We start from the raw sequence: 23162 nt of genomic DNA, 5'->3' as shown, positions 1-23162 counted from the left end.
AGAGTCTTCTGGACGGGGAGTTCGACCCTCCCCCGTCTCCACCATCTCTTCTTCCCACCTCCCGCAGTGACTCACATTGAACCTCGTCACGTACTTTCCAGCGGCCACCGCAATTCGAATGGCTGCCGCGCTGATCATGGAGCGGTCCCAGGAGGCAGCCGACTCATCGCCCAGCTCGACCATCAGGTCGAGAAGGCCCTCCTGCGTTAGCCGCCTGCCATTGCGTCTGGCTTCGTCCAGGTAAGTCCTGATTAGCCGTCCTACGAGTACAGCCCCACTGTCATTTCTATCGGATTCAGTCATTTTCCAAGCTACGGTCACGAATTCAAGCCAAACTGTGACACTTCTGTCACAGACTTTGCAACCCCTCTCTGGTATCTATGTACCGGTAAATTGGGACAAAGGCACAAGGAATTGTAGGGCTATGTCAGATGACACAAACTCCTGGATGGTGGATAACAGACATCATGAGGCCTGACCAGCCCCCTGAATCATCAGATGAAGAAAGCGGCGTGGATGTCCAGCGAGAGACACGCCGCGCCATAGCGAAGATTCGAGTTGCACACGAGATCCTGATCGGACTGGACCTATCAAGTGATGACTCGATTATGGACCTGCTGAGAAGCAGGGCGCAAGCGCTCGGCAACAGGCTCACCGACTCCGAGCTTGAAGTCATGGTTGGTTTCATAGGCGGACAGGCTCCTGAATCGATCGCAGAAGAGCGAGGGCTGTCTGAGAGGACCATCAGCAATCAGCTCAGGACCGGGTGTCACAAGCTGGGGTTCCAGGACAGGCGCGAACTGAAGGGCTGGGGCACAGCAATCAGGGGGCTCAGCCTGGGGGAGCCACCGGAGGAGTTGAGTCAGAGGCTGCCTGGGTCGATGCACCGGTCGTCAGCCTTTCTACAACAAACCGGCGAACGCTATTCAGGGGTAGCAGGCGGCAGGTCGGGTCTGTAACATCAGGGTCTATGTAATCGGACGGACCTTATGGGAGTTCTTGAAGGACTCCCCGACCTCAGAGAGCACAGATATGCCCCTCAGCAAGCGTCTATTCGCCGCATGGTATGACTTGCTCAACTCGGGCGTTGAGGGAAGGGTCGTCCCCTACAGGAAGCGCACGGCCGGCTACGCTTGGGGGGACGTGCTGGAGATCGGCGGTGGGACTGGCGCTAACCTCCCGTACTATCCGGACGACGCGAAGTTGACCTTCTTAGAGCCCGATACCCACATGAACAGGCGTCTGAGCGGACACGTCCGGCGCCAGAGTAGGGAAGCTGCCATTGTCCAACAGGTCGGCGAGAGTCTGCCGTTCGCGGATGCGAGCTTCGACTCTGTCGTTACGACCCTCGTACTTTGTATGGTCCGCGACCCCGATGCGGTAGTACGCGAAGTGCGGCGCGTCCTGAGGCCTGGCGGAGCATTCTTCTTCTACGAGCACGTGGTGTCGCCGCGCAGTCGTGGACGCTGGTGGCAGGACAGGCTCAATCCGCTGTGGAAGTTCGCCACGACCGGCTGCAACCTCAACCGGGATCTCACTGGTTCAATTGAGGGAGCAGGCTTTTCAGACATCGAAGTTGAAGCATTCGACCTCTCTGTCCGGCTTCCAGTTACGATTCCAAACATAGTGGGTGTCGCCAGAAAGTAATGCTGCCTACAAGGTGCAGGTGCTTCAACTTCTCGCCAGGGATACTGGAGAGTCCTTACGGCCCTTATACATATACCGTCCTGAAAGATCGAGTCGGATGACTCTATGGGCAAGCTCAGGAGGCGATTCGCAGGATGCTGTACATGTGACGGTACATATTGAGCGCCTGTTCAAGACGTGTGAGCACGCCGTCCTCGTCGGGGAGCAGGTGGTCGAATCCGATGAATTCCGTATAGCGGACGTTGATCCGGTCCTGGGTCGTCTCCAGGAGCCGGCGGGACTCTGCAGCAGGTACATACCGGTCGTGTCGGTCGTGCATTATCAACAGGCGGGCTCTTAGGTCGTCGACATAGGTTGATGGCGAGATGAGGATGAGTTCCTCGCGGAAAGCCAAGGGCAACATTGCGTATAGCGCCTCTACTTCATCCGGGGGAACTCCATTGAGGAGGCGCGCTGCAGTTCTTCCTACTGGGGAGAGCGAATCCAGAGGAGCCGGTGTGGGTGGCTGCTGCTCCAGATAGTGGCGAGTCAGTGTCCGCACGTCCGATGGACTGTCCAGGCGTTCGATCAGCTCTGTGGCCAGGACCTTTATGGTGAGCGGTTCTGGCTCCCATGGTGTGCCCTCGCCGTCGTACATTACTGTTTTGGACACAGCTTGAATTAGTAGCTCTTCGATATCGTAGAACGGGCCGAAAGCGTTGACGAAATCAACTCGGTCGCGGATTGTGGGGTCGGCCGCTGCGACCAGTGCCAGGGAAGCTCCTGCACAGAACCCACCGATGCCAACCCGGTCGGGGTCGACATATTCGAGATGTTCCATGTGCTTGAAAGCCTGGACCAGCTTGTCGGTGTCGGAGGGATCGAGGTTCAATTCGAGTCCCATCTGTGGAGACCAGTGGACCATCGTTACGTATCCCGCCCGTGCAAGGGCGTCGCTGAGCATGACGGCTGCCGGGTCATCAAGCCCATGAGGGGTAGCCCCCAGGGACAGTAGCACCGCAGCCCGGGGCCTACTATCAGGCAGGCGGTAAACGTCGGCGACATCTTCCGACCCGAACTGAATCTGGTGGCGAACCGGTTCGGTAGTGAATAGCGTCTGGGGCTTGATGGGGAGATCCAGCACCTGTAGGACGAACAGCGCGGTGTTGAAGCCGGTTCGGCCCTGTGGGATGGCAATGATGAACAGAGATAGCAGAGTAAGAGTCACTGCCACTACGCTCAACACCCAGAGTCCGATCTTGCGGGTAATACGTTTCAATAGAGCTTCAATCTGAGAGGCGGCTTTGAGACAAGGACGCGGCAGCCCTGTCATCCAGAGGCCCGACGGATCGTCACAAGGAGGCATCCTCCGAGCACAGTGGCAAGATAGATAATGTTGGCTAGGGACATCCACAGGTTGCCCAGCCGCATCAGCTTCAGTCCTTCTTCTGGCGTGTAGCCAAGATTCTCTGCGCTTACTTCTGGCAAAGGAATGAGGCGGAAGCTCTCGGACGTGACCAATATGTCAGGTTCCATGTAAGCAACAAGTGTCCCGGCAACGCCGAACGCACTCAACAGCACAATGACCAGAATCGTTGCTTTGAGGACAAAGTCGACATCCTTCAGCGACGTTGCCGGGTCATTGAGAGCCACAATGACAGTAAAGGCACCGAACAGTATTCCATGGATAATCATGAGTGATATCCACGCACCCAGATTGGCGAAGACGGCAACGCTAACGTAAGTGAATAATATCGGTGGAAGTGTTGTCCAGACTGCTCGCGTAAAGGTGTTGGTTCCGTCTTTCGTGCCATGCCGTCGACTCCACAGCACACTGAACATCACTGATGCAACAAGCGACAGTGCGAGGTGGACGAGAAATGTGGCCAGGAGCGATAGTGGAGAGTTCGTGAAGGGTTCTATCGTGTAGAACCCGAAGTGGTCCGTCTTGCCGATAGCTTCTATCAGCAGAGATGCGTTCAACGTGAAGAGCACCGAGAGAAAGAAAAGGTCAACGATATGGTCGTGCTCGGACCTGTCTGGACCTGGTTTCAGCCTCCTCGAAGCCCACTGGCCTACTACAATTGCGAACCCCACCAGCACAAATGCCAGTAGCGCCACCGTTCCGTTCTGCCCCAAAGCATTGAGAATGAACCCAACTACCAGTGCGTAGATGCCTGGCGGGGCAAGCCTCATCAGGGCGTTCTTGGCTACAGCGGAGGCGTCCACAGCGACTTCGGGTGCAGACGTGGAGTCCACCAGGTTGCGAACCTCGTGCTGGAGACTCTCCATCTGGGACTCGATGGCTTGCGCAGCAGCCATTATCGCGTCGCGACCTTCCTCGTCGCTCAGGTTCTCGTAACCTGCCAGAGCCATGATGTGGTCAATCTCGGACTGCGGCACATTGAGCGCGCGACCGAACGCTACCAGGAACTCCCTCGGAGGGTGTCTCACACCCCTCTACCAGTTGCTGATCATTGAGCGATCCCAGTAGGCGGCCGAGTCCTCACCTTTCTCGACCATCAGGGCAAGAAGGCCCTCTTGGGTCAGGCGTCTGCCATTGCGCCGGGCGTCGTCTCGGTAGGACCTGATCAACCTGCCTACGAGTAGGGCCGCACTGTCATCTCTGTCGGATTCAGCCATCTGGTGAACTTTATCACGAATTCAAGCCAGATTGTGAGAGAGTCGACGTCATATGCCATAGGTCGGACTTTGGACTAGACGCTGGTGGGCGCCTCGACGCTGTCCGCGCGCGGGGTCGGCTCGGGCCGCGGTGCAGTCTTGAAGAACGAGGCGACCGCTCCTATCACCTGCAGTACGCCCATGGATAGAAAGACCACCTTGAGACCCGTAATGAACGAGGCCAGCAGTCCTGAGCCCTGACCGGCCTCGAGCACGGCGTCAATCTTAGGCTCGAATCCTCCGCCGGCCATGACCGCAGTCACGATAGAAGTGGCGATCGCAATCCCGGTGACGTTGCCGGAGTTTCTCGAAAGGTTTACGAACCCTGCAACAACACCATGTCTGCCGGAGTCGGCCGCACTGAAAATCGAGGCCGAATTCGGTGACTGAAACAGGCCCGACCCGGCGCTCTGCAGAAGGATTCCTGCCAGTACAACCAGTATGGAGGACGTCGCCGTAAGCGATGCCAGCACGAACAGGCCCGCCGCAGAGAAGAGAAGTCCGATGATGTTAAAGAGCCTCCAGCCGTACTTGTCTGAGAGCCATCCACTCAGGGGGCCCATGACTATTCTGCTCGCTGCGTTGGGAAGCAGCACGAAGCCGACAAGCGCGGGTGTATACCTGAGCGCGGCCTGAAGGTAGAACGGTATCAGGAAGCGTGCGGACGTTATGGCCAGGAAGGACATGAAGTTGGTGGTGATACCGATGCTGAAGACTCTGTTTCTGAACAGTCCCAGGTCCAGCATCGGGGAGGACGCGCGTCGCTCCCACCAGATGAAGGCGATAAGGAATCCGACGAATCCGAGAGCACCTACTATGATCGGTAGCGATGTCCACCCCATGCGCGATCCGTTCGAGACGGTCAACAGGAAGGCAAGCAGCACTGACGATGAGAGGGCAGCTCCGCCGAAGTCGTACCGTCGGCTACGGTTGTCCTGCCGGAAGGCCTCGCTCTTAATGAGCAGAATCACGGCCAGCATGGCGCACATTCCCAGCCAGTCGAGCGCTGTGACGATGAATCCACCCATAACCGGGCCGATGACCCCGCCGGAGCCCACTACGCTGGCGTGAGACCCAATGCCCTTGCCGCGCTCTTCTGCGGGGAAGACGGAGGTTACCATCGCCATCCCGGTGCCCTGCGTCATGGCCGCGCCCAGTCCCTGCAGGACCTTGAATGCGATCAGTATCGTTATGCTCTGGGAACTTGCTGCCATGAATGCAGCCCCGGCGAATATGACAAGGCCTGCGAAGTAGATCTGCTTCCGGCCCAAGATGTCGGAGAGACGCCCCATCGGCAGGATGAGCGCGCTGATGGCGAGTCCCTCGGCGATGACCACCCACTGAGCTGTGGCGAGGTCTGCGCCGAAGTACTGGGCAATGGTTGGGAGGGCGACCGACATACTGCCGTGGTTGACCACCGACGTCAGTGTGCCGAGGGCCACGGCGGCGAACACCCACCATTTGTAGACGGGTTTCTGGAATATGCTAGAAGCGAGCAAGTAGTTGCATTTGGGGGGTGAGACTGCTCATCTGCCTCCTAGACTTACAGGAGGGCGGTCTCCGAATGGTGTACATTCTATCACCAAATTGGATTTCGGTTACGCGAGCCGTCCAGCCGTACTGCTAGTGGGAGCACTGTGTATTGGCATACGTTGCCAATGAATTGCAGGAAGGGACCTTATGACGCCAAATCAAATGAAGAGAAAACTACTGTCTGGTCAGCCGGCATTCGGGGTCTCAGTTATGTTCCCATCTCCTCATGTCGTGGACATAATTGGACGATTGGGATTCGACTGGGTGCTCATCGACACTGAACACGGATCGATCTCGCTTGAGAGCGTCGAGCTGATGGTAATGGCTGCCGAGAGCGCGGGCATAACTCCCATCGCCAGGCCGCCTGTCAACTCGTTCGAAGCGATCGGTCAGTTGATGGACAGGGGCGTAATGGGAGTTCAGGTGCCTCACGTGAACACTGCAGAAGACGCCAGGAGAGCGGTCGAATCGGTCAAGTACCACCCGCTGGGCGAACGCGGGCTGGCCGCAGGTGTCAGAGCCGCCTCCTACGGGTACGGCATGTCGATGTCCGAGTACGCCGAGCTGTCCAACAGGGAGACACTGGTCTGTGTCCAGATCGAAGAAGCGGAGGCCGTCAGAAACGTGGACGAGATAGTTCAGGTGGACGATGTGGACGTGTTCTTCGTGGGGCCATCCGATCTATCACAGTCTTTAGGGTATCCCGGCAGACCTGACACTCCGGTCGTGAGAGAGGCGATGGACAGCGTGTTCGCCACTGTGGCAGCGGCCGGGAAAGTGTCGGGTTCGGCTGGCAACGCCGCCGCAACGAGGAGATATCTGGGCCAGAATGTGACATACCTGTACACCCACCTTACGACACTGCTTTCCACAGCAGCCGAAACATTCATGGGCGAAGTCACTGGTTGAAATTGCCCTCCCGGGAGGCATTGCCGGGTATGGCCCCGGGAAGGCGTGAGGCCGGCAGTTACCGGGAGTCAGACTCCCTTACCGGCTGGGAACAAAATCGTTTGAGCATTGTTGATATCCCTGCTGCACGACACTCACTTCCCCTGTGTAGTGGCAGACAGGGCGGCTGGCCCGCCTGACTGTCGAGTCGCGGCGTAGACAGCTTCTTGCTAGGCATTGGCCAGTACGATCAGTGAGGGTATAAGTGGTACCGTCAAAGTCGCCATCAAACCCAGGGCGACTCTCGGACCGACCAGATGAGGCTTCAACACGCGGATTCCGGTGGTTATCTTTGTCATGATGCCTCCCTTCGTGACTCTCATTAGATTAAGATTACATTATTTATTATGGTAATTACATAAAATATTAAGCGAGGTTCTTGCTTCCGTCTACCGCAGTTCGATTCCCGTTTCCGGAGGGCTGGAACTGGCCTGTACGACTGGCGCCAGGACTGCCCGCTGGCCGTGAATCCTGATACCCTAGTGCTACTTCTTCGAGCAGAGGTCGAACTGATGGACAAGGTCCGTTTGGGTATCGTCGGGTGTGGAACTATCTCGCAGCTCAACGCGCCTGGCTATCTCGCCGACGAGCGGTGTGACGTAGTCGCGCTGTGCGATCCGGTTGAAGAGCGCGCAAGGCTTCGTGCCTCCGAGTGGGGAATCGATCCGCGCATCCATACGAGCTACGAAGACCTGCTCAACGACTCTGACGTCGATGCCGTTGAGCTCCTCACGCCAACGCCTCTACATCCCCAGCAGATTGTCGACGGTCTTGGAGCTGGCAAGCACATCTCCTGTCAGAAGCCCGCCGCCAATTCAATCGACGAGATACGTGAAATCGCCGACGCGGTCTCGCGTGCTGACACCTTCTACAGGACCACCGAGAACTTCCTGTACTATCCTCCGATCATGAAGGCGCAGGAGCTGATCGAGGACGGCACGCTGGGGGATGTCTCACTGGTGAGAATCCGCACTGTTCGAGGTGGCGGCTCTGAGTCCGCGATACCAGTCACAGAGGGTGCCTACGTATGGAGACAGGATCAGGAACGAAACCTTGGCGGTCTCCTGTTCGACGACGGCTGGCACAAGGTTGCGACCGGCGTGTGGTGGGGAGGCAACGTCGACAGCGTCTCTGCTGTCGTCACGAGGACGGACAACTTCATCGATGAGACACCGACAGTTGCCACTTGGAAGTACGCTGCCTCCGAAAGACTGGCGAGCATAGAGTACGCCAAGGCCGCCGAGATGCCGCTTCGGACGCGCTACTACCCTGCTGACGAGTTCATGGAGGTCGTTGGCTCCAGGGGCATCCTGTGGGTTACGCGCTGCACGGGCGAGATGCTCGACATGCCGCCACTCGTTCTTCACACCGGCAGCGAATCGATCTCGTACCAGCTTCCGATGGACTGGATTGAGAGCTTCAACGGAGCTGCGAGGGACTTCGTCGACGGGATCCTCACTGACCGTCAGCCGATGATGGACATCGAATTCACAGAGGACGTTCTGCGCATAATCCTCGCGATGTACAAGGCGTCAGACGAACGTTCGTGGGTTGCGCCCTCAGAGGTTAGCTGACCGGTCCGTCACAACGCCTCCTTGAGGCTTGAGGGTTGCGGTCATATAATTCGATGACACTATTGATGACTTGACTTGAAAGGACGCCAATGCCTCGATTCGCCGCCAACCTGACGATGCTATTCAACGAAGTGGACTTTCTTGACCGCTTCGAGGCTGCCGTCGGAGCCGGATTCAAGGGTGTCGAGTACCTGTTCCCGTACGACTACGACGCCAATCAGCTCGCTGAGCTGCTATCAAAGCACGGGCTTACACAGGTCCTGCACAATCTGCCTGCCGGAGACTGGGACGGCGGAGACCGCGGCATCGCCTGCGATCCAGACAGGGTAGGGGAGTTCCAGGACGGCGTGGGGACGGCCATTGAGTATGCGAAGGCGCTCGGCTGTCCGCAGGTAAATTGCCTCGCTGGAATAGTCCCACGCAGTGTTGCTCATCAGGTGGCGCACGACACGTTCGTTCAGAACCTGAAGTTTGCGGTGGGCGAGCTGGAATCGGCTGGCATCCGTCTGCTGATCGAGCCGATCAACACGATAGACATCCCTGGATTCTTCCTGACTCGCACCCACCAGGGGAGATCGATCATCTCTGAGGTCGCGTCTACGAACCTGCTTCTGCAGCACGACATCTATCACATGCAGATAATGGAGGGCGACCTCGCCCGGACGATCGAGCAGAACCTCGACGTGATCGGCCATTTGCAGCTGGCCGACAATCCGGGACGGAACGAACCGGGTACCGGCGAGATAAACTATCCGTTCCTGTTCAACCTGATCGATAGCTCAGAGTACGACGGATGGATCGGATGCGAGTACCGTCCGGCATCGACAACGCTTGGCGGGCTGGGCTGGATTAGCAATTACGCATAGCCGCCTGCACCGGCCAGGCGCTGGCGTGAGGTCATGAGGGTGACGAAAGGGTAAGAGAGTGACAACTTCGACACCTGCTACCGACGCTGGAAGCTTCGTGGATCGCGACCAGGTGCTGGAACAGATCCAGGACAGGGTGCTGTGGCTGGCGATGAATCTCGTTCATCACGCCAACAACGTCCGCGCCAACCCGGATGGCCTCAAGGTGGGCGGTCACCAGGCGTCGAGCGCGTCGGTCGTCACGCTGATGACCTCGCTGTACTTCGACTTCATGCGGGCAGGCGACCGTATATCGGTAAAGCCGCACGCCGCGCCGGTCTATCACGCGATCCAGTACCTCCTTGGCAACCTCGACTCGTCGTACCTCACCATGATGAGGCAGTTCCACGGCCTTCAGGCTTACCCGAGCCGTACCAAGGACCCGGACGACGTCGACTTTTCGACCGGGTCTGTCGGACTTGGCCCGGTAGCGCCCAACTTCGCCGCGCTGGTCAGCAAGTACAACAGGTCGCACCTGTTCTCAGGTTCCGAAAGAGGCCGCCGCTATATTTCCATAGTAGGGGACGCCGAACTCGACGAGGGCTCAGTATGGGAGGCCATCGCCGAGCCGGCAATGCACGGCCAGCCCAACATCCTGTGGGTTGTCGACCTCAACAGGCAGAGCCTGGACCGCGTCATCCCTGGCATCCGCGTACGTGCATGGCGGGAGATGTTCGACGCCAATGGCTGGAACGTCATCGACGCCAAGTACGGCAAACGGTTGCAGGCCAAGTTCGCGGAACCGAACGGCGAACTGCTGCGACTTGCGATCGACGAGATGTCCAACGAGGTGTACCAGAGGCTCCTTCGAGTTCCGCCCGGACAGCTCCGCGAGTGGCTTCCGAAGACGAGCCGCTATCCAAGGGACATGTCGCGGCTCATCTCGCGCTGGCCCGACGACGAGCTGCAGGCCTCGTTCCGAAACCTCGGCGGACACGACTTCGGGATGCTCCGCGACGCGTTCGCCCAGACCGAACTCGCTGCGGGACCGAACATCATCTTTGCATACACCCTCAAGGGATGGAGGCTGCCTTCGATTGGCGACCCGCAGAACCACTCTGTGGTGCTGTCGAACCACCAGATGGCGCAGCTCAGGAGTGATCTTGACGTTGAGCAGGACGGTGAGTGGGACAGGCTGGCGCCGGACTCTACGGCTGGACGTGTCTGCATAGATACCGGGCGCAAGCTCGGTGTCGGACGCAAGCCGAGGTTCGACATACCCGAGATGAATATCCCGGCCGACTTTGGCCAGCGTTACACGGGCAGCATGGCCACTCAGCAGACGTTCGGACTCATCCTTACCGCCATCTCGCGCAATCTGCCTGACGTTACGGAGCGTGTCGTCACTGTCAGTCCGGACGTCGCCAGCTCGACGAACCTTGGCGGCTGGATCAACAAGGTCGGCGTATGGCACGAGGACGAGAAAGAGCCTCTGCCCGAGGAGTCAATCGTTCGCGCTCTCAGGTGGGAGGAACACCCACGCGGTCAGCACATCGAGCTGGGCATTTCTGAGAACAACCTGTTCATGATGCTTGGGCAGCTTGGATTGTCTTTCGAGTCCAACGGCGAGATGCTGTTCCCGATAGGCACCCTGTACGACCCATTCGTGCGGAGAGGGCTGGACGCATTTGTCTACAGCGTCTACTCGGGATCGAGGTTCATCGTGGTAGGGACCCCGTCGGGCCTTTCGCTGGCTCCTGAGGGCGGCGCTCACCAGTCCATGATCACTCCATCGATAGGCACGGAAATCCCGGAGTTAGACTTCTACGAGCCATGCTTCGGCCAGGAGCTGGAATGGATCATGCTGGCCGCGCTCGAGCAGATAAGGAACCGAACGCGTTCCTTCTATCTTCGTCTCACCAGCAAGCGGGTCGATCAGGGACTCCTCAGGGTGCCTGAAGACCCGGACACGCGTGAGCGAATGCGCCAGCAGGTGCTCAACGGCGCGTACAGGCTCATAGACAGGAGCCGAAACAGGGGGTTCAAGCCGGGTACGAACGTGGTGCACATCCTGTCCAGCGGTGCGATGATCCCTGAGGCCGTGGCTGCCAGCAATGCGCTGCTCGAAGAGGGCGTGTATGCCAACGTGGTCAACGTGACGGGCCCCGGACCACTCTACCGGGCGTTCCAGCAGTCAGTGTTTGACGCGATGGACGGCAAGGGCGACCTAAACATGTTCATGGCCGACTCCATTGACCCCAGTACTCGCGATGCTCCCATCGTGACCGTTCAGGATGCACATCCACATACGCTCTCATGGGTGGGCAGCGCGCTCAAGACGCCGTTGATTCCAGTCGGGGTCACGGAGTTTGGTCAGTCTGGCTCCATGAGAGAGTTGTACAAAGAGTACCGAATAGATTCCGAGAACATCATGGCGGCCGCATATGCGGCGCTTGAACTCTGACAACCTGAAGGAGACCACATTGGCGAAGATTATAGTCCTGCACGGACTCGGAATGAACATGCGAGGAAAGGTCCAGACGGGGACGTTCGGCACCCAGACCCTGGACGAGTACGATGAGTTTATCCAGCAGTGCGCCTCAGAGCTTGGCGTGGACATCGAGATATTTCACTCGAACATCGAGGGCGAGGTAGTCAACAGGCTGTATGAGGCCCACGACTCCGGCGACTTCGATGCTGCTCTGTTCAACCCGGCCGCGTACTCCTCGGGGCACCCCGGAATCCTCGCCGCGATCGCGCAGGTTGATTTCCCAGTGTACGAGATCCACATCTCCAACCCGGCTGCTCGTGGCGGACAGTCGCAGGTAGCCGGTGTATGCAGGGGCGTCATAACCGGGTTCGGCCTCTTCGGATACTACATGGGTATGCGTGGAGTCCTGAATACGCTGAGTTCGGACTAGGTCGGGACTAGCGAAGTGGCCGAGGGCATTCTTGCTCTGCTTATCGCCTTCGCGCTCGGCTCATTTCCAACGGCCTTTGTCGCTGGCAAGCTGCTGTCGCGCGGCGACATCCGGGAGTCGGGCAGCGGCAATCCAGGCACGCTGAACGCTGTGGGACAGTACGGCAAGCGGGTTGGGCTGGTCGTGCTGCTCGTCGATGCTGGCAAGGGTATCCTTGCGGTCATCATTGCCCAGGCGCTGTCAGTCACCGATGTGTGGGTATACGGGACGGCGCTGCTGGCAACCCTCGGGCACAACTTCTCTCCAGTGCTCAAATTCAGGGGCGGCAAGGGAGCTGCGACCGTACTGGGCATCTCCGCCTTCATGCTGTGGCAGATCACGGCGATTTCGGGTGGGGCCGGACTGTTGGTCCTGCTGCTGACTCGAAATGGCGTCCTGGCGGTTACTAGTGTGTTCATCCTCCTGAACGCGCTCACAATAATTACGGGGCAGGCGACAGGGCAGATAGTGCTGTGCATAGTGCTGTCTTTCCTCGTCGCTGGCACACACCTCTGGCGTCAGTCTGACGAGGTCACAGGTGCCGTCAGGGAACGCAGCTGGCGGCGGTTCCTGTCCATCCAATGACGCCCTGAAGCAGGGTCTTTTCGTCTTCGCCTCTTCGTTTATACTCTCGTTCGCCCTGAGCTTGCCGAAGGGCCGCTCGTTCATGGTTCGACAGGCTCACCACGAACGGACTACCCTAGTGGCACTCGAAAACGAAGAGACCCTGCGCCCTGAAGGGCTACCGCTGACATACGACAGCGACACCTGTAAAATGTGGCCCAAATTCGCGGCCCCATTTCGTCGCGCATACTATCGCCGGAGGCCCTGGCAACAATGATCTCGAAACTGTCTTTGATAGTGGTGGCAATTCTTACGGTCGCCCTCGTCGCCTGTAGCTCAGAGTCCGAAGAACCTGCACTTGCACAGCCGACCGCAGCTCCGGCGGCGCAGTCGCAGCCAGCCCCCGCTCCAAGCGGTCCCAAACAGTGGGAATCACCACCTGCAATGGAGATCGACTCCAGCAAGAAGTACACTGCCGTCTTCGAGCTTGCCAAGGGCGAGGAGTTCGAGATCGAGCTGTTCGCCGACAAGACCCCGAAGACGGTCAACAACTTCGTCTTCCTGGCCCGGCAGGGCTTCTACGACGGAGTTACGTTCCACCGCGTGATTCCTGGCTTCATGGCACAGGGTGGCGACCCCACTGGTACTGGCACCGGCGGACCTGGGTATCGCTTCGAGAGCGAGTTCGACCCCGACCTGCGCCACGATAGCCCGGGGATACTATCTATGGCCAACGCCGGCGGCCTCTCCACGAACGGTAGTCAGTTCTTCATCACGTTCATACCGACTCCCGCCCTGGACTACCTGGCACCGGACGGTTCAGAGAAACCATGCGCTGAGCGTGGCGTATCCTGCCACTCAGTGTTTGGAAAGGTCTCGTCAGGTATGGACGCTGTGAACAACATCTCCGTCCGAGACCCAGGATCGGCGACTTCTCCTGGTGACGTCGTAACGACGATCAGGATTGTCGAGGAGTAGGGACACTTTCAGCTCAGGCGTCCAGCGTCCCTACCCTCAATCTCAATCGTCAGTTCACTCGTTGCGGCTACTTTCAGCGGAGTCCGAATCGACCTGATCATCCTGTGATCCGGCGGAGGTCGCCTGCTGCGATTCAGCCTGCACGTCGCTGTAGCTGTACGTGTACAGGCGTCCCATCGCGCCCAGCCAGCTTCCATCGTGCACAACGGTCAGGTCGGTTATCGGCTGGTTGTTCAGCCGGACCGTGTTGCTCGAGAACTCGACGGGTTCGATGAGTACCTCATCACGGTAGAACCGGAATGAGACTGAATCGAATCCGGTAACGCCGAGTTCTTCACCGGACAGCCGGTTCCTCATCAGGAGGTTCTGCAGCGGGGGGCGCTGTACATCGCGCAGCCTCACGACAAGTCGTCCGTCTTCCGTGAGTATTGACCCGAATGGCGCAACCCTGACCAGGAAGTTGATCAACAGCACGGCTACAGCGGCTGCGATAATGGCTCCTATCACTATCAGGATGGTAGTAGTAGGCGCAGTCTGCTCAACCCTCTCAACTGGCGGCGGCGGTGCCGTGGTTGGTGCAGGCGCCGGTGTCGGAGCTGGAGGTTGTGTCGGTATTGGCTGGGCGGGCGGGATCGACGAGATCACTATCGGGTCTACGGTCCGCATGAACTGTTGACCTGCGTATTCGACATCCAGCGACACAGCGACCGTGGCAAGGGCCTCAATTGGGGCTGTGTAGTAGACGTCGTACTCGAAAGCCTTGCCCTCTGAGATTATGCGTCGAGGGACCAGCTCCACCATGCCAGGGTCGCCCTGGTTGGTGGCGACGTTCGGAAGTATGTCGTCGGGTGCGACCGAATAGGGCTGGTTGCCGATGCCCACGGTAATCTCGGCAATCTTCGTACGTACGCCCGGCTCCAGGGTATCTACAGCCTCTTGAACGAGCGTGAAGTCAGGGAACAGCCGAGCGTCGAACGATGACAGGGTCGTGATCGTGTGTGCGATCTCGGGCCACTGCAGCTGCATCTCGACATCATACGTTCCGTCCGTAATCAGTGAAGGCAGTGTTGCAGAGTAGTAGCCGTCTCCGGCGATGGCGTCGCCGCCTGTGCCCTCATCGTTGAGGTCGTAGAGGACAGACGTGCCGTCAGGGTCGGTGATGCGTGCGAGCAGGCCCGCGTCGACTGAGACGAGGCTGCCGTCATCGCTTACCGAGGCAATGATGTTGACGGGTATGCCAACAGGGACCGCACCCTGCATCTGTAGCTCGATGCGGTACCGGTTGATCGCGTAGCGGTGCGCCGTCAGCAGCCCGCGGTCTCCTCTTACTTCCAGGGACCAGCGTCCGGGTACCGGATCTTTCAGCCGTACGATTGCAAGGTTTGGCAACTCGATAGTCTCTGAGGCTTTTCGGTCACTGGATGACGCCTCAACTCCCGAAGGATTCTTGAGCTTGAACGAAGTCGAGTCGTCCTCTCGGAAGAAGACCATGCTCAACTCGCCCGTACCGGGCACGATGTCCAGGTCGGTCTCAAAGATGGAGTCAGGCGAGAGCGTCGTGGTGCCCATGGTCTGTAGAGCTCCCTTGCCCTCCCTGATGAGGGTCCGGTTAGTCAACGCTTCGAGGCCGTGAGGGATGGACAGCTCAAATGACTCTCCACTCGTCCTCCGCGCGATCTCGGCAAGAACGTTCTTGAGGCCAGGGTCAGCCTCGGGAGTTGTGACGTTGAACACCGGCCAGCCCACTTCCTCGACCAAGTCGAGAATGGGGTCAAGCTCGTCTACCGTGGCAGCAGGGTCAGTCGTCGAAGTGTCGCCGGTAACCAGGAAGATCGAGGACTCAGAGCTTACAACCAGACCGTTGAGATAGTTGTAAGTCTCAGCCAGAGCCGATTCCAAGTCGAGCGGTTCGGACGGCGGCGATGACGCCAGTTTCTGCTCGACCGCTCTTCTGAGCTGGACGAACCCCTCAGCGTTCGTGTCCGTTGGTCCGTAGACGTTGGAGAAGTCGTCCCCAAACACGAACGCGAACGGCTGCCCCTCTTTCAATCTGAACATCAGGCCAAGGAGCGAATTGACCAGGTCGATCTTCGATTGATCGGACGATATCTCGTGCCGGTCAATCACGAAGAATGTCAGTTTGTCAGCCTGGCTCTGCGCCTCTGCCTGACCGGACGAACCGGTCAGCATGACCGTCAGCGAGAGCGCGACTACAAGGATAAGTATCGAAAGAAAGCGCATGTTATTCTTGCCCCGAATTAAACATTATGAGAGACATCATGCGCAGTCAACGAGAAAGAAGCGCATGTTTTGTACTAAACAAAACATTGGCATCGTTCGGAATTTGGCCATTGGCAGTCGTCGTGGTAGCTCTGGGTGGCTGCGACCGGGCACCCGAGGGTCCGATGGGAGACCACTTCAGCTTCACCGGCACGATTCACAGCTTCGAGGCAGAGTCTCTGCTCGAATTCGAATCGATCGCAGTCGCCAGCGAGTCTGGCGATGTGCTTGATTTCTTCGCAGACGGCAGGCGGTTTGAGGAGTTCACGCCCGCCCATGTCAGGGAGCACATGGTGCTGGGCGACCCGGTCGAGGTGACCTACCGGGAGTCAGGAGACAGGCTGATCATAGTCTCCCTTCGAGACGCATTCGTCGAGCCGCCTGAGACCTCCGGATCGCCATGACGATATACACGCTGCCGGCCGTCAAGACCAGGAATATTCCCAAGAACACCCAGGCGCCTCCGACCCCTGGCTCGATAGGGGCGGGGAGAATTACCAGCGGCGATCTGAAGTCAGCCTGACCCACTGTCGGGCTGTCGATTTTCACCTGTACTACCCAGTTGCCTGCCTCCTCGAACTTGAGGTTGGCGCGGTAGACCTCGGGATCGTTCGGTGTGTTGACGGCCACGACCTCGAACTCGGGATGGTCTGGTTCGCTCTCCGCCACCAGCGTAATCCGGGCGTCTGTAACCGGGGAGCCGTCTGAGAGCATCGCCGGCTTCACGCCAATGTTGATGATTCCCACCTGCGGTGATGGCGGCACCCATGACATTCCGACATTGAAGGGCCCCACCTCGCGGTTGAACAGCGGCTGAAATCTCTCATCCGACTGAGCCCTCGCGACCTGCGGCAGGGTGAGCGCAATCGAAACGACAATCGCCACCAGCGCAACGACTATGCAGGCTGGGCGAATCAGCGTCGTGTGCCTTACGGGCATGGTGCTTGGGCTCCTGAGTGAACTGGTCAGACCCTTCAATTGTCGCTACCGAGCCAGTGGCGCGTCAACGTCGATACATGGGGCATCTCTTATACAATGGGACCCATACACACGAAGGCACGACGTGACCAGACTCAACGGATGCCGTCGGACTCTCTCTGACACTTCGCGCACTGGAGAATTCAAATTATGACGCATAGTATTTCCGGATCACGAGAACAGATCGCTACCAGGTCCAACTCAGCGATAGAGGGCTCGAAGGAAGCCCTGTTCGATCTGTCGAAGGATGTCCATGCCCACCCTGAGTTGAACTACCTGGAGCAGTACTCATCAAACGCTCTTGCCGTGTTCCTCGAGGAGTGTGGCCTTAACGTGGAGCGGGGCATAGGCGGTGTGGACACCGCGTTCCGGGCCACTATCCCCGGTGGCGCCGGCGGTGGACCGACGATCGCTGTTCTTGCGGAGTACGACGCGCTTCCCGAGATCGGTCACGGATGCGGGCACAATCTCATTGCGATGGCTGCGATGGGGGCTGCCCTGGGACTGCAGGCAAACGCTCACGACTTGCCCGGTCAGGCCGTGATTATTGGGACTCCTGCGGAAGAGGGCGGAGGCGGAAAGATACGCCTCCTGGAGTCTGGGGTGTTTGACGGCGTGGATGCAACGCTCTCATCCCACCCATTCTCGAATCGCACTCTGGTCCCAGCCGTCGCGCCGGTCGGCGAGAGCTGGAGCCTGGCGATGGTCGGCTACCGCTACATGTTCCACGGTAGGGCCGCACACGCCGCCGCGGCTCCTGAGGCTGGCATTAACGCGTTGAACGCTGTTATCCACCTGTTCACTGGAATCGATGCACTGAGGCAGCACCTGAGGGACGACGTTCGCATCCACGGGGTAATCACAGATGGCGGCATGGCGCCCAACGTGGTCCCTGAGTTCGCTGCCGCCAACTTCATGCTGCGATGCCGTGACCGGGACTACCTGAGCGACGTGGTGGTGGGCAAGGTGCGGCAGGTGGCTGAGGGGGCCGCCTCAATGACCGGCGCCCGCCTCGAGACCGAGGAGTTCTACCCCTTCTATGAGAACGTCCTGCCCAACGTGGCGCTGGCACGGGCGGTCGGCGCCAATGTGCAGGCCCAGGGCATCAAACTGGACGAACCAGTCCCCGGAAGGCCCGGCAGCGGCGCATCCACTGACTTCGGGAACGTCAGCCACGTCATGCCAGCTTTCGAGCTGAGGTATGCAGTCAGCGAGGAGCCGGTGGCCTCTCACACGAGAGACATGACCGAGACGGCCGTCACCGACTTCGCACTCTCCAACGCACTGTCGGTTGCCAAGACGCTGAGCCTCACAGCCAGCGATCTCTTGCTGGACACAGATCTGCTTGAGGCCGCAAAGTCCGAGTTCGCCGAACGCAGCAGCTAACGCGGCCGTATTACTCAGCGGCCTCAGTCAGTCAGGCTTAGAAACTAGGCTTGCTCGCGTAAGGAGTAAGCTGCAGCTCGTGCGTCCAGCAGGACTTGTCCTGCGTGTGCAGATAGTAGAAGGCGTCAGCGATCGCAATTGGGTTGATCAGCAACTCAGGATGCTGCTGGCTGCGAGGCATGGCCCGGGTTCCCGGTGAGTCGATGGTGCCATCGATCACCACGTTGGCGACATGCACGCCGTGCTCGGAGTACTCCTCGGTCAGTGCCTGCGACAGGGTCCGCATCAACACACGCGGATAGTACAGCGATTGGCCAGTGTACCGCTTTTTGCCACGCAGAGACGACGAGTTGTTCGAAAACAGAATAGACCCCTCGCCCCGCTCACGCATCGCGGGCAGCACTTCCTTGACCACGAGGAAAGGTCCGCTGCTGGAGATGTGCTGCGCCGTCTCAAACAGCTCGAACGGAATGTGTTCCAGCAACTCCTGCTCTGGCGGAAGGTCGCGACCCTCGAGGTAACCTGCGTTATAGACAAGGACGTCCGGGTCTCCTGCCTGCTCTCGAATCTGCTCGAACGCGCTTGAGATCGATTCACGCGACGACAGGTCCAGTTCGACGATGATGCTCTCCCCACCCTGTTCACCGATTGCAGCCTGAAGCGTAGTGGCGTTGGCGGCGTTGCGGGTGGTCAGCACCGTAAAGAAGCCCTCGCTGGCAAACTTCTGAGCGATGGCTCCGCCGACGCCCCAGCGCACGCCGATTGGCAGGTCACTATCGTCGATCTCACCGCCGTGGATGAGCCGGGTATTGCGGCCGTCCGACTGCCACTTCGATGTCGCTCCAATCACAACTGCGACCGGTTTACGGGTTGAGGTCATGTTTAATTCCTTTCGTCAAGCTGTCGGTGTGCTAAAGCTACCATAGATTGTCGAATTCAGGGATGACCGCTCCTCGTCGAGTAACCTGCCGCCACTTTGGATGTCAGATGGCTGTTTTGCCCACATTGTCAAGCCAGTCCTGAATTAGGATGCACCTCAGTTGGAGCGCGGGCATCTTGCCCGCATTCGTCAGTCCTGAGCCTGTCGAAGGGGGCTCGCCTCTTGAACTGCCTACTAACTTGGGACAGCATCCAAACTGTACCGTGAACTTTCCGACTCATCTGTGCAGTGATATAAAGGGGGAAGCAGAGCTTGAACTCACTATTGGGCTCGCTCGCGAAGAGAGGCAGACGAGGTGACCCGCTTGACCAAGACGACTAAATCGAAGCTAAGCTTGGATCAAATCCTGTCTATCCGTGCGGTGGTGGGCGCGGAGCCGCCCCAATGGTCGCCGGACGGTACCCGGGTCCTCTATGTATCGTCCCAAGGGGACACGGCGGAGCTATGGAGCGTTCCAGCCGATGGAGGATTCCCAACCCGCCTGACAGTTGGGGCAGGGGATGGAGGCGCCGCACCTCGAATTCCACTCTGGTCTCCCGACGGCGCCCACGTCTCCTGCGTCTCGAAGAAGAGCGGCAACGATGAGGTATGGATGTGGCCGTTTAATGGAGAAGCAGCGTTCCAACTCACGTCTCTGGGTGGGCGCATCCACTCGATGAACTGGTCTCCCGACGGTAGCAGCGTCGCGGTCTCATGCAACCGCTACGGCTCGTACGACGTCTACATTGTGGACGTACCAACTGGTAGGGCTACTCGGCTTACCGATGGGCCGCTCTACGCCGTGAATCCAGTGTTTACTCCCGACAGCCAGCACATGCTGTACGTCCGTCTGGATGACAAGTGGGAGGACCACGACGTTATTAGGACCACGCTGGACGGTGCAGATCAGCAGATCGTACTTCAGGACACCGACTTCTTCGACTACAGCTACGGCGCGACTTTCGGCTATCCGCGAGTCTCGTTTGACGGTGAGCGCGTCCACTTCCGCAGCCAGCGCAGCGGGCACATAAACATCTGGACGTCGCCAATTGACGGTGGCGAGCCTGAACCTCTGGCGCCCGAGGAGGCGGAACAGGGCGACGCTGCCTGGTCCCCCACAGATCAGCGGGTCGTCTACACCTCCAATCATAACGGCACACTAGAATTGCGGGTGGCTGACGCACTCGGAGGAGAATCAAGGGCGCTGTTCTCACCTGAGATGGGAGTATGCTCCATGCCGCAGTGGTCGCCGGATGGGTCGCACGTCGTCTTCCGATATGGCACACCGACGTCGCCTTCCGAGCTCTGGAGTGTATCCCAGGAAGACGGCGAGGTCAGGAAGCTAACTGATTCGGGTAATGGTAGTGACATCACCGACCGCCTCACCGCGCCCGAGAAGATCACCTACGAGAGCTTCGACGGCCTCACCATACACGCGTATCTTTACAGCCCCGAGAGCCGAAACGGAGGAAAAAAACATCCGGGACTGCTCTTCATCCACGGCGGACCCACAAACCAGTTCGGCGACGACTTCCAGCCATATGTCCAGTACTTCGTCCAGCGCGGCTACGTGGTGCTGCTTCCCAACGTGAGGGGGAGTTCTGGCTACGGCAAAGCCTTCGAGGAACTGAACGACAGGGACTGGGGTGGAGGCGACCTGAAAGACGCCATTGCTGGAGCCGATTTCCTGAAGGGGCTTGTGTACGTGGATGCTGATGCCATCGGCATCACAGGAACAAGCTACGGTGCCATCCTCTCCATGTGCGCTGTCACCTTCGCGCCGGGCGTGTTCCAGGCGGCGGTCCCCATGTCCGGCTACAGCGACTGGCCGAGACTGCGGCACGTGCTGGAGCTTCGCCACATGAAGCTCCTGGAGCACGAGTTCGGGACCTTCGAGGAAAACGAGGAGGTCTGGTACCGCAGCTCCCCGTTCTACAGTGTCAAGGACGCGACCACGCCGACTTTCGTCCTTCACGGAGAGGGCAGGGAGGACTGGCCTGAAACCTCAGAGGACTTCGCTATCGAGTTGAAACGGCAATACAAGACTGCCGAGTACAAGGTGTACCCCGACGACGGCTTCTACGTGAGTACCCTGCCCAACGTCAGGCAGATGCTCAAGGACTCCGCCGACTTCTTCGACCGCTACCTCCGAACTTAGTACCGAAACGTCATGGCAGCGGTCCCAACTGTCATACCGGCGAAGGCCGGTATCCAGAGTTCGCGTCAGATCCGAGTATGACGAAACTACCTGGACGCGATACTAGCTGGCAACGACGGATGGGGTTTTACAGCGTGTCGAACCCGTCCCAGCCGGGTATGGCCGCCGATTGTCTGACCCACTCTTCCATCTGCTCCTCGTCGAGCTCATCCTCGTAGATGTCGACCCAGCGGGCGTCCGGGTCCTTGCCAGAGCCGGGCGGCTCCGGACTCAGCGACGCGCCGTTCAGGAAGGTCACCTTCACGTAGCGGGTGAAGACGTGGTAGCTCACAAACCACCCCATGCCCTCAACGCCGTACCAGGGCGAGTTCCACCTCACAGCCTTTCTAACGTTGGGCACAGCACACACTATCAGGTCGTCGAGACTGCGTCCGAGATCACTCTTCCACTCCGGCATCGCCGCGATGTACGCCTGCACCGGCGCATCGCCGTCAGCCTTCGCAATCTGCGGGTTGCCACCTGAGAGGAGTCTTACCTCCCCGGTAGCGTTCTTTGATCTCCTGGGCGTCTTGCTGGGCATTTGCACTCGGTCCTGTTCGATGTTCGCACCGTTGAATGAGTCGGGAAGATCCGAAGGTCAATTCCAGACAGCCGGTGAGACTGCCGAAGCCTTCGTCCCAATTATTCTGGATAAATGGACACATGGGCGCAAGGAATGAAGCGACAACTTATCCTACAGTTGCCTTCGACGTCTTCTAAAGTCCCTGCATCGTCACTCCGGCGAAGGCCGGAGTCCAGAGATCTCATACTGGATTCCGGCCTTCGCTGGAATGACGGATTTACGGCGTGGTCAAGACTAGATGCTGTAATCTTCCACGAAGAATGTGCCTCTTCACTCGATAACGAACACATACAGGGAGTTCAACATTGAGAGTAATGGTCATAGTCAAAGCTACCTCCGACAGTGAGGCCGGCATCCTGCCTTCCCCTGAACTCATCGAGGCGATGGGAGATTTTAACCAGCAGTTGGTCGAGGCTGGCATCATGAAGGACGGCGACGGACTCAAGCCATCATCTGAGGGGAAAAGAGTAGCCTTCGACGGTGACGGCCGTACTGTCATCGATGGTCCCTTCCCGGCCGTCGGTGAACTGGTGGCGGGATTCTGGCTGTGGGAAGTTAAGGACATGGACGAGGCCCTGGAGTGGGTGAAGCGCTGTCCCAACCCAATGCCGGGCCCCAGCGAAATCGAGATCCGGCCGCTCTACGAGATCGAAGACTTCGCCGAGGTCATGACGCAGGAGCAGATTGGCTACGAATAAGACATGCGGAATGAACTTGAAGGCCGGTAACGAGTTCGCCTACTCAGAGCCTTATTCTCCCTACCTTAGGTCACGTCTTCGAAAGAGCGCCAAAGATATGCTGAAGAGGATGACCGACAGCGCGATCAGGACGATGGCGTTACGCCAGTCCATGCCTGTGTTGAGCGGGTCGCTGCCCAGGTAGTAGTGGAATGGCGACAGCCATGCGATTCTCTCAAGCGCATCGCTGATTTTGGCGAGCGACGTCAACAGGTGGAAGGCAAGAGCTGCTCCCGCAGCCCCAAAGAGAGCGACTGACGTGCGTCCTGTGCCGGCGCCCAGGGCCAGCGCGAGGGTGCCAAACACCATGCCCACCAGCACCTGGAGCGCGGATGTCGCGGCTATGTTGCCAATGGACATCCCGAGATCGCC

Annotated in this window: 23 protein-coding genes; 13 read left to right on the top strand and 10 right to left on the bottom strand. The window is 58.8% G+C overall.

The annotated features are described in order from the left end of the window. A partial coding sequence (locus J4G14_10015; GenBank protein MCE2458135.1) for a hypothetical protein occupies positions 1 to 303 on the bottom strand: 303 nt, incomplete at its 3' end. A 128-nt stretch (positions 304 to 431) separates the two neighbouring features. Here J4G14_10015 and J4G14_10010 point away from each other — a divergent pair. Further along, on the top strand, positions 432 to 959 hold the full coding sequence (locus tag J4G14_10010; GenBank protein MCE2458134.1) for a hypothetical protein: 528 nt from the start codon (positions 432 to 434) through the stop codon (positions 957 to 959). Between the two features lie 73 nt (positions 960 to 1032). Next, positions 1033 to 1647 carry a class I SAM-dependent methyltransferase gene (locus J4G14_10005; protein MCE2458133.1) on the top strand — a complete coding sequence of 205 codons (615 nt, stop codon included), beginning with the start codon at positions 1033 to 1035 and terminating at the stop codon, positions 1645 to 1647. 115 nt (positions 1648 to 1762) lie between these two features. Here the strand turns inward: J4G14_10005 and J4G14_10000 are convergent, their stop codons facing one another. From J4G14_10000 to J4G14_09985, 4 genes are all read right to left on the bottom strand, one after another. Then, positions 1763 to 2905, bottom strand: a complete 1143-nt coding sequence (locus tag J4G14_10000) for a dienelactone hydrolase family protein (protein ID MCE2458132.1) — start codon at positions 2903 to 2905, stop codon at positions 1763 to 1765. A gap of 50 nt (positions 2906 to 2955) precedes the next feature. Continuing rightward, on the bottom strand, positions 2956 to 4080 hold the full coding sequence (locus J4G14_09995) for a hypothetical protein (GenBank protein MCE2458131.1): 1125 nt from the start codon (positions 4078 to 4080) through the stop codon (positions 2956 to 2958). Positions 4081 to 4086: 6 nt separating this feature from the next. Further along, on the bottom strand, positions 4087 to 4269 hold the full coding sequence (locus J4G14_09990) for a hypothetical protein (protein MCE2458130.1): 183 nt from the start codon (positions 4267 to 4269) through the stop codon (positions 4087 to 4089). Between the two features lie 74 nt (positions 4270 to 4343). After that, the gene (locus J4G14_09985; protein ID MCE2458129.1) at positions 4344 to 5807 is read right to left on the bottom strand and encodes an MFS transporter; all 1464 of its coding nucleotides are present in this window, start codon (positions 5805 to 5807) and stop codon (positions 4344 to 4346) included. 196 nt (positions 5808 to 6003) lie between these two features. On the opposite strand from J4G14_09985, the gene J4G14_09980 reads away from it, so the two are divergent. The 7 genes from J4G14_09980 to J4G14_09950 all read left to right on the top strand — a co-directional run bounded on the left by J4G14_09980 (position 6004) and on the right by J4G14_09950 (position 13710). Next, entirely contained in the window at positions 6004 to 6750 is a 747-nt protein-coding gene (locus J4G14_09980) for a 2-dehydro-3-deoxyglucarate aldolase (protein ID MCE2458128.1), read from the top strand. Positions 6751 to 7301: 551 nt separating this feature from the next. Then, on the top strand, positions 7302 to 8363 hold the full coding sequence (locus J4G14_09975; protein MCE2458127.1) for a Gfo/Idh/MocA family oxidoreductase: 1062 nt from the start codon (positions 7302 to 7304) through the stop codon (positions 8361 to 8363). Between the two features lie 89 nt (positions 8364 to 8452). Continuing rightward, entirely contained in the window at positions 8453 to 9229 is a 777-nt protein-coding gene (hyi, locus tag J4G14_09970; GenBank protein MCE2458126.1) for a hydroxypyruvate isomerase, read from the top strand. 151 nt (positions 9230 to 9380) lie between these two features. Then, positions 9381 to 11672, top strand: a complete 2292-nt coding sequence (locus tag J4G14_09965; protein ID MCE2458125.1) for a pyruvate dehydrogenase — start codon at positions 9381 to 9383, stop codon at positions 11670 to 11672. 19 nt (positions 11673 to 11691) lie between these two features. Beyond that, positions 11692 to 12129: a type II 3-dehydroquinate dehydratase gene (locus tag J4G14_09960; GenBank protein ID MCE2458124.1), complete on the top strand. Its 438-nt coding sequence runs from the start codon at positions 11692 to 11694 to the stop codon at positions 12127 to 12129. Between the two features lie 15 nt (positions 12130 to 12144). After that, positions 12145 to 12753: a glycerol-3-phosphate acyltransferase gene (locus J4G14_09955; protein MCE2458123.1), complete on the top strand. Its 609-nt coding sequence runs from the start codon at positions 12145 to 12147 to the stop codon at positions 12751 to 12753. A gap of 423 nt (positions 12754 to 13176) precedes the next feature. After that, positions 13177 to 13710 carry a peptidylprolyl isomerase gene (locus tag J4G14_09950; protein ID MCE2458122.1) on the top strand — a complete coding sequence of 178 codons (534 nt, stop codon included), beginning with the start codon at positions 13177 to 13179 and terminating at the stop codon, positions 13708 to 13710. 54 nt (positions 13711 to 13764) lie between these two features. Here J4G14_09950 and J4G14_09945 read toward each other — a convergent pair whose 3' ends face one another. Continuing rightward, positions 13765 to 15951, bottom strand: a complete 2187-nt coding sequence (locus tag J4G14_09945) for a hypothetical protein (protein ID MCE2458121.1) — start codon at positions 15949 to 15951, stop codon at positions 13765 to 13767. A 110-nt stretch (positions 15952 to 16061) separates the two neighbouring features. On the opposite strand from J4G14_09945, the gene J4G14_09940 reads away from it, so the two are divergent. Continuing rightward, complete coding sequence (locus J4G14_09940; GenBank protein ID MCE2458120.1) at positions 16062 to 16394, top strand: hypothetical protein; 333 nt, start codon at positions 16062 to 16064, stop codon at positions 16392 to 16394. On the opposite strand, the gene J4G14_09935 is transcribed toward J4G14_09940, so the two are convergent. Further along, positions 16336 to 16929: a FixH family protein gene (locus J4G14_09935; protein ID MCE2458119.1), complete on the bottom strand. Its 594-nt coding sequence runs from the start codon at positions 16927 to 16929 to the stop codon at positions 16336 to 16338. The two genes, J4G14_09940 and J4G14_09935, sit on opposite strands and share 59 nt — an antisense overlap. 189 nt (positions 16930 to 17118) lie before the next feature. On the opposite strand from J4G14_09935, the gene J4G14_09930 reads away from it, so the two are divergent. Continuing rightward, positions 17119 to 18354 (top strand): amidohydrolase, encoded by a 1236-nt coding sequence (locus tag J4G14_09930; GenBank protein MCE2458118.1) that lies wholly within the window; start codon positions 17119 to 17121, stop codon positions 18352 to 18354. A 37-nt stretch (positions 18355 to 18391) separates the two neighbouring features. Here the strand turns inward: J4G14_09930 and J4G14_09925 are convergent, their stop codons facing one another. Beyond that, positions 18392 to 19234 (bottom strand): SDR family NAD(P)-dependent oxidoreductase, encoded by an 843-nt coding sequence (locus J4G14_09925; protein ID MCE2458117.1) that lies wholly within the window; start codon positions 19232 to 19234, stop codon positions 18392 to 18394. Between the two features lie 364 nt (positions 19235 to 19598). Between J4G14_09925 and J4G14_09920 the strand changes: the two genes are divergently transcribed. After that, the gene (locus tag J4G14_09920) at positions 19599 to 21431 is read left to right on the top strand and encodes a S9 family peptidase (GenBank protein ID MCE2458116.1); all 1833 of its coding nucleotides are present in this window, start codon (positions 19599 to 19601) and stop codon (positions 21429 to 21431) included. A gap of 127 nt (positions 21432 to 21558) precedes the next feature. Here J4G14_09920 and J4G14_09915 read toward each other — a convergent pair whose 3' ends face one another. After that, positions 21559 to 22011, bottom strand: coding sequence for a DUF1801 domain-containing protein (locus tag J4G14_09915; protein MCE2458115.1), 453 nt, complete (start codon positions 22009 to 22011; stop codon positions 21559 to 21561). A 347-nt stretch (positions 22012 to 22358) separates the two neighbouring features. Here J4G14_09915 and J4G14_09910 point away from each other — a divergent pair, with 347 nt between their 5' ends. Next, positions 22359 to 22751: a YciI family protein gene (locus tag J4G14_09910; protein MCE2458114.1), complete on the top strand. Its 393-nt coding sequence runs from the start codon at positions 22359 to 22361 to the stop codon at positions 22749 to 22751. Positions 22752 to 22811: 60 nt separating this feature from the next. Here the strand turns inward: J4G14_09910 and J4G14_09905 are convergent. Next, on the bottom strand, positions 22812 to 23162 hold a 351-nt coding region (locus tag J4G14_09905; GenBank protein ID MCE2458113.1), incomplete at its 5' end, for an ABC transporter permease.

The organism is Dehalococcoidia bacterium (assembly GCA_021295915.1).
GTDB lineage: Bacteria > Chloroflexota > Dehalococcoidia > Lucifugimonadales > UBA1123 > VXRN01.
The sequence above is the reverse complement of the archived record's forward strand: the minus strand, read 5'-3'. Positions and strand labels throughout refer to the sequence as shown.

Coding starts and splice junctions, on each gene's coding strand:
- J4G14_10010 (MCE2458134.1), top strand. CDS start 432: ATGACACAAACTCCTGGATGGTGGATAACAGACATCATGAGGCCTGAC.
- J4G14_10005 (MCE2458133.1), top strand. CDS start 1,033: ATGCCCCTCAGCAAGCGTCTATTCGCCGCATGGTATGACTTGCTCAAC.
- J4G14_09990 (MCE2458130.1), bottom strand. CDS start 4,269: ATGGCTGAATCCGACAGAGATGACAGTGCGGCCCTACTCGTAGGCAGG.
- J4G14_09980 (MCE2458128.1), top strand. CDS start 6,004: ATGAAGAGAAAACTACTGTCTGGTCAGCCGGCATTCGGGGTCTCAGTT.
- J4G14_09975 (MCE2458127.1), top strand. CDS start 7,302: ATGGACAAGGTCCGTTTGGGTATCGTCGGGTGTGGAACTATCTCGCAG.
- hyi (MCE2458126.1), top strand. CDS start 8,453: ATGCCTCGATTCGCCGCCAACCTGACGATGCTATTCAACGAAGTGGAC.
- J4G14_09965 (MCE2458125.1), top strand. CDS start 9,381: ATGAATCTCGTTCATCACGCCAACAACGTCCGCGCCAACCCGGATGGC.
- J4G14_09950 (MCE2458122.1), top strand. CDS start 13,177: ATGGAGATCGACTCCAGCAAGAAGTACACTGCCGTCTTCGAGCTTGCC.
- J4G14_09945 (MCE2458121.1), bottom strand. CDS start 15,951: ATGCGCTTTCTTTCGATACTTATCCTTGTAGTCGCGCTCTCGCTGACG.
- J4G14_09935 (MCE2458119.1), bottom strand. CDS start 16,929: ATGCCCGTAAGGCACACGACGCTGATTCGCCCAGCCTGCATAGTCGTT.
- J4G14_09930 (MCE2458118.1), top strand. CDS start 17,119: ATGACGCATAGTATTTCCGGATCACGAGAACAGATCGCTACCAGGTCC.
- J4G14_09925 (MCE2458117.1), bottom strand. CDS start 19,234: ATGACCTCAACCCGTAAACCGGTCGCAGTTGTGATTGGAGCGACATCG.
- J4G14_09915 (MCE2458115.1), bottom strand. CDS start 22,011: ATGCCCAGCAAGACGCCCAGGAGATCAAAGAACGCTACCGGGGAGGTA.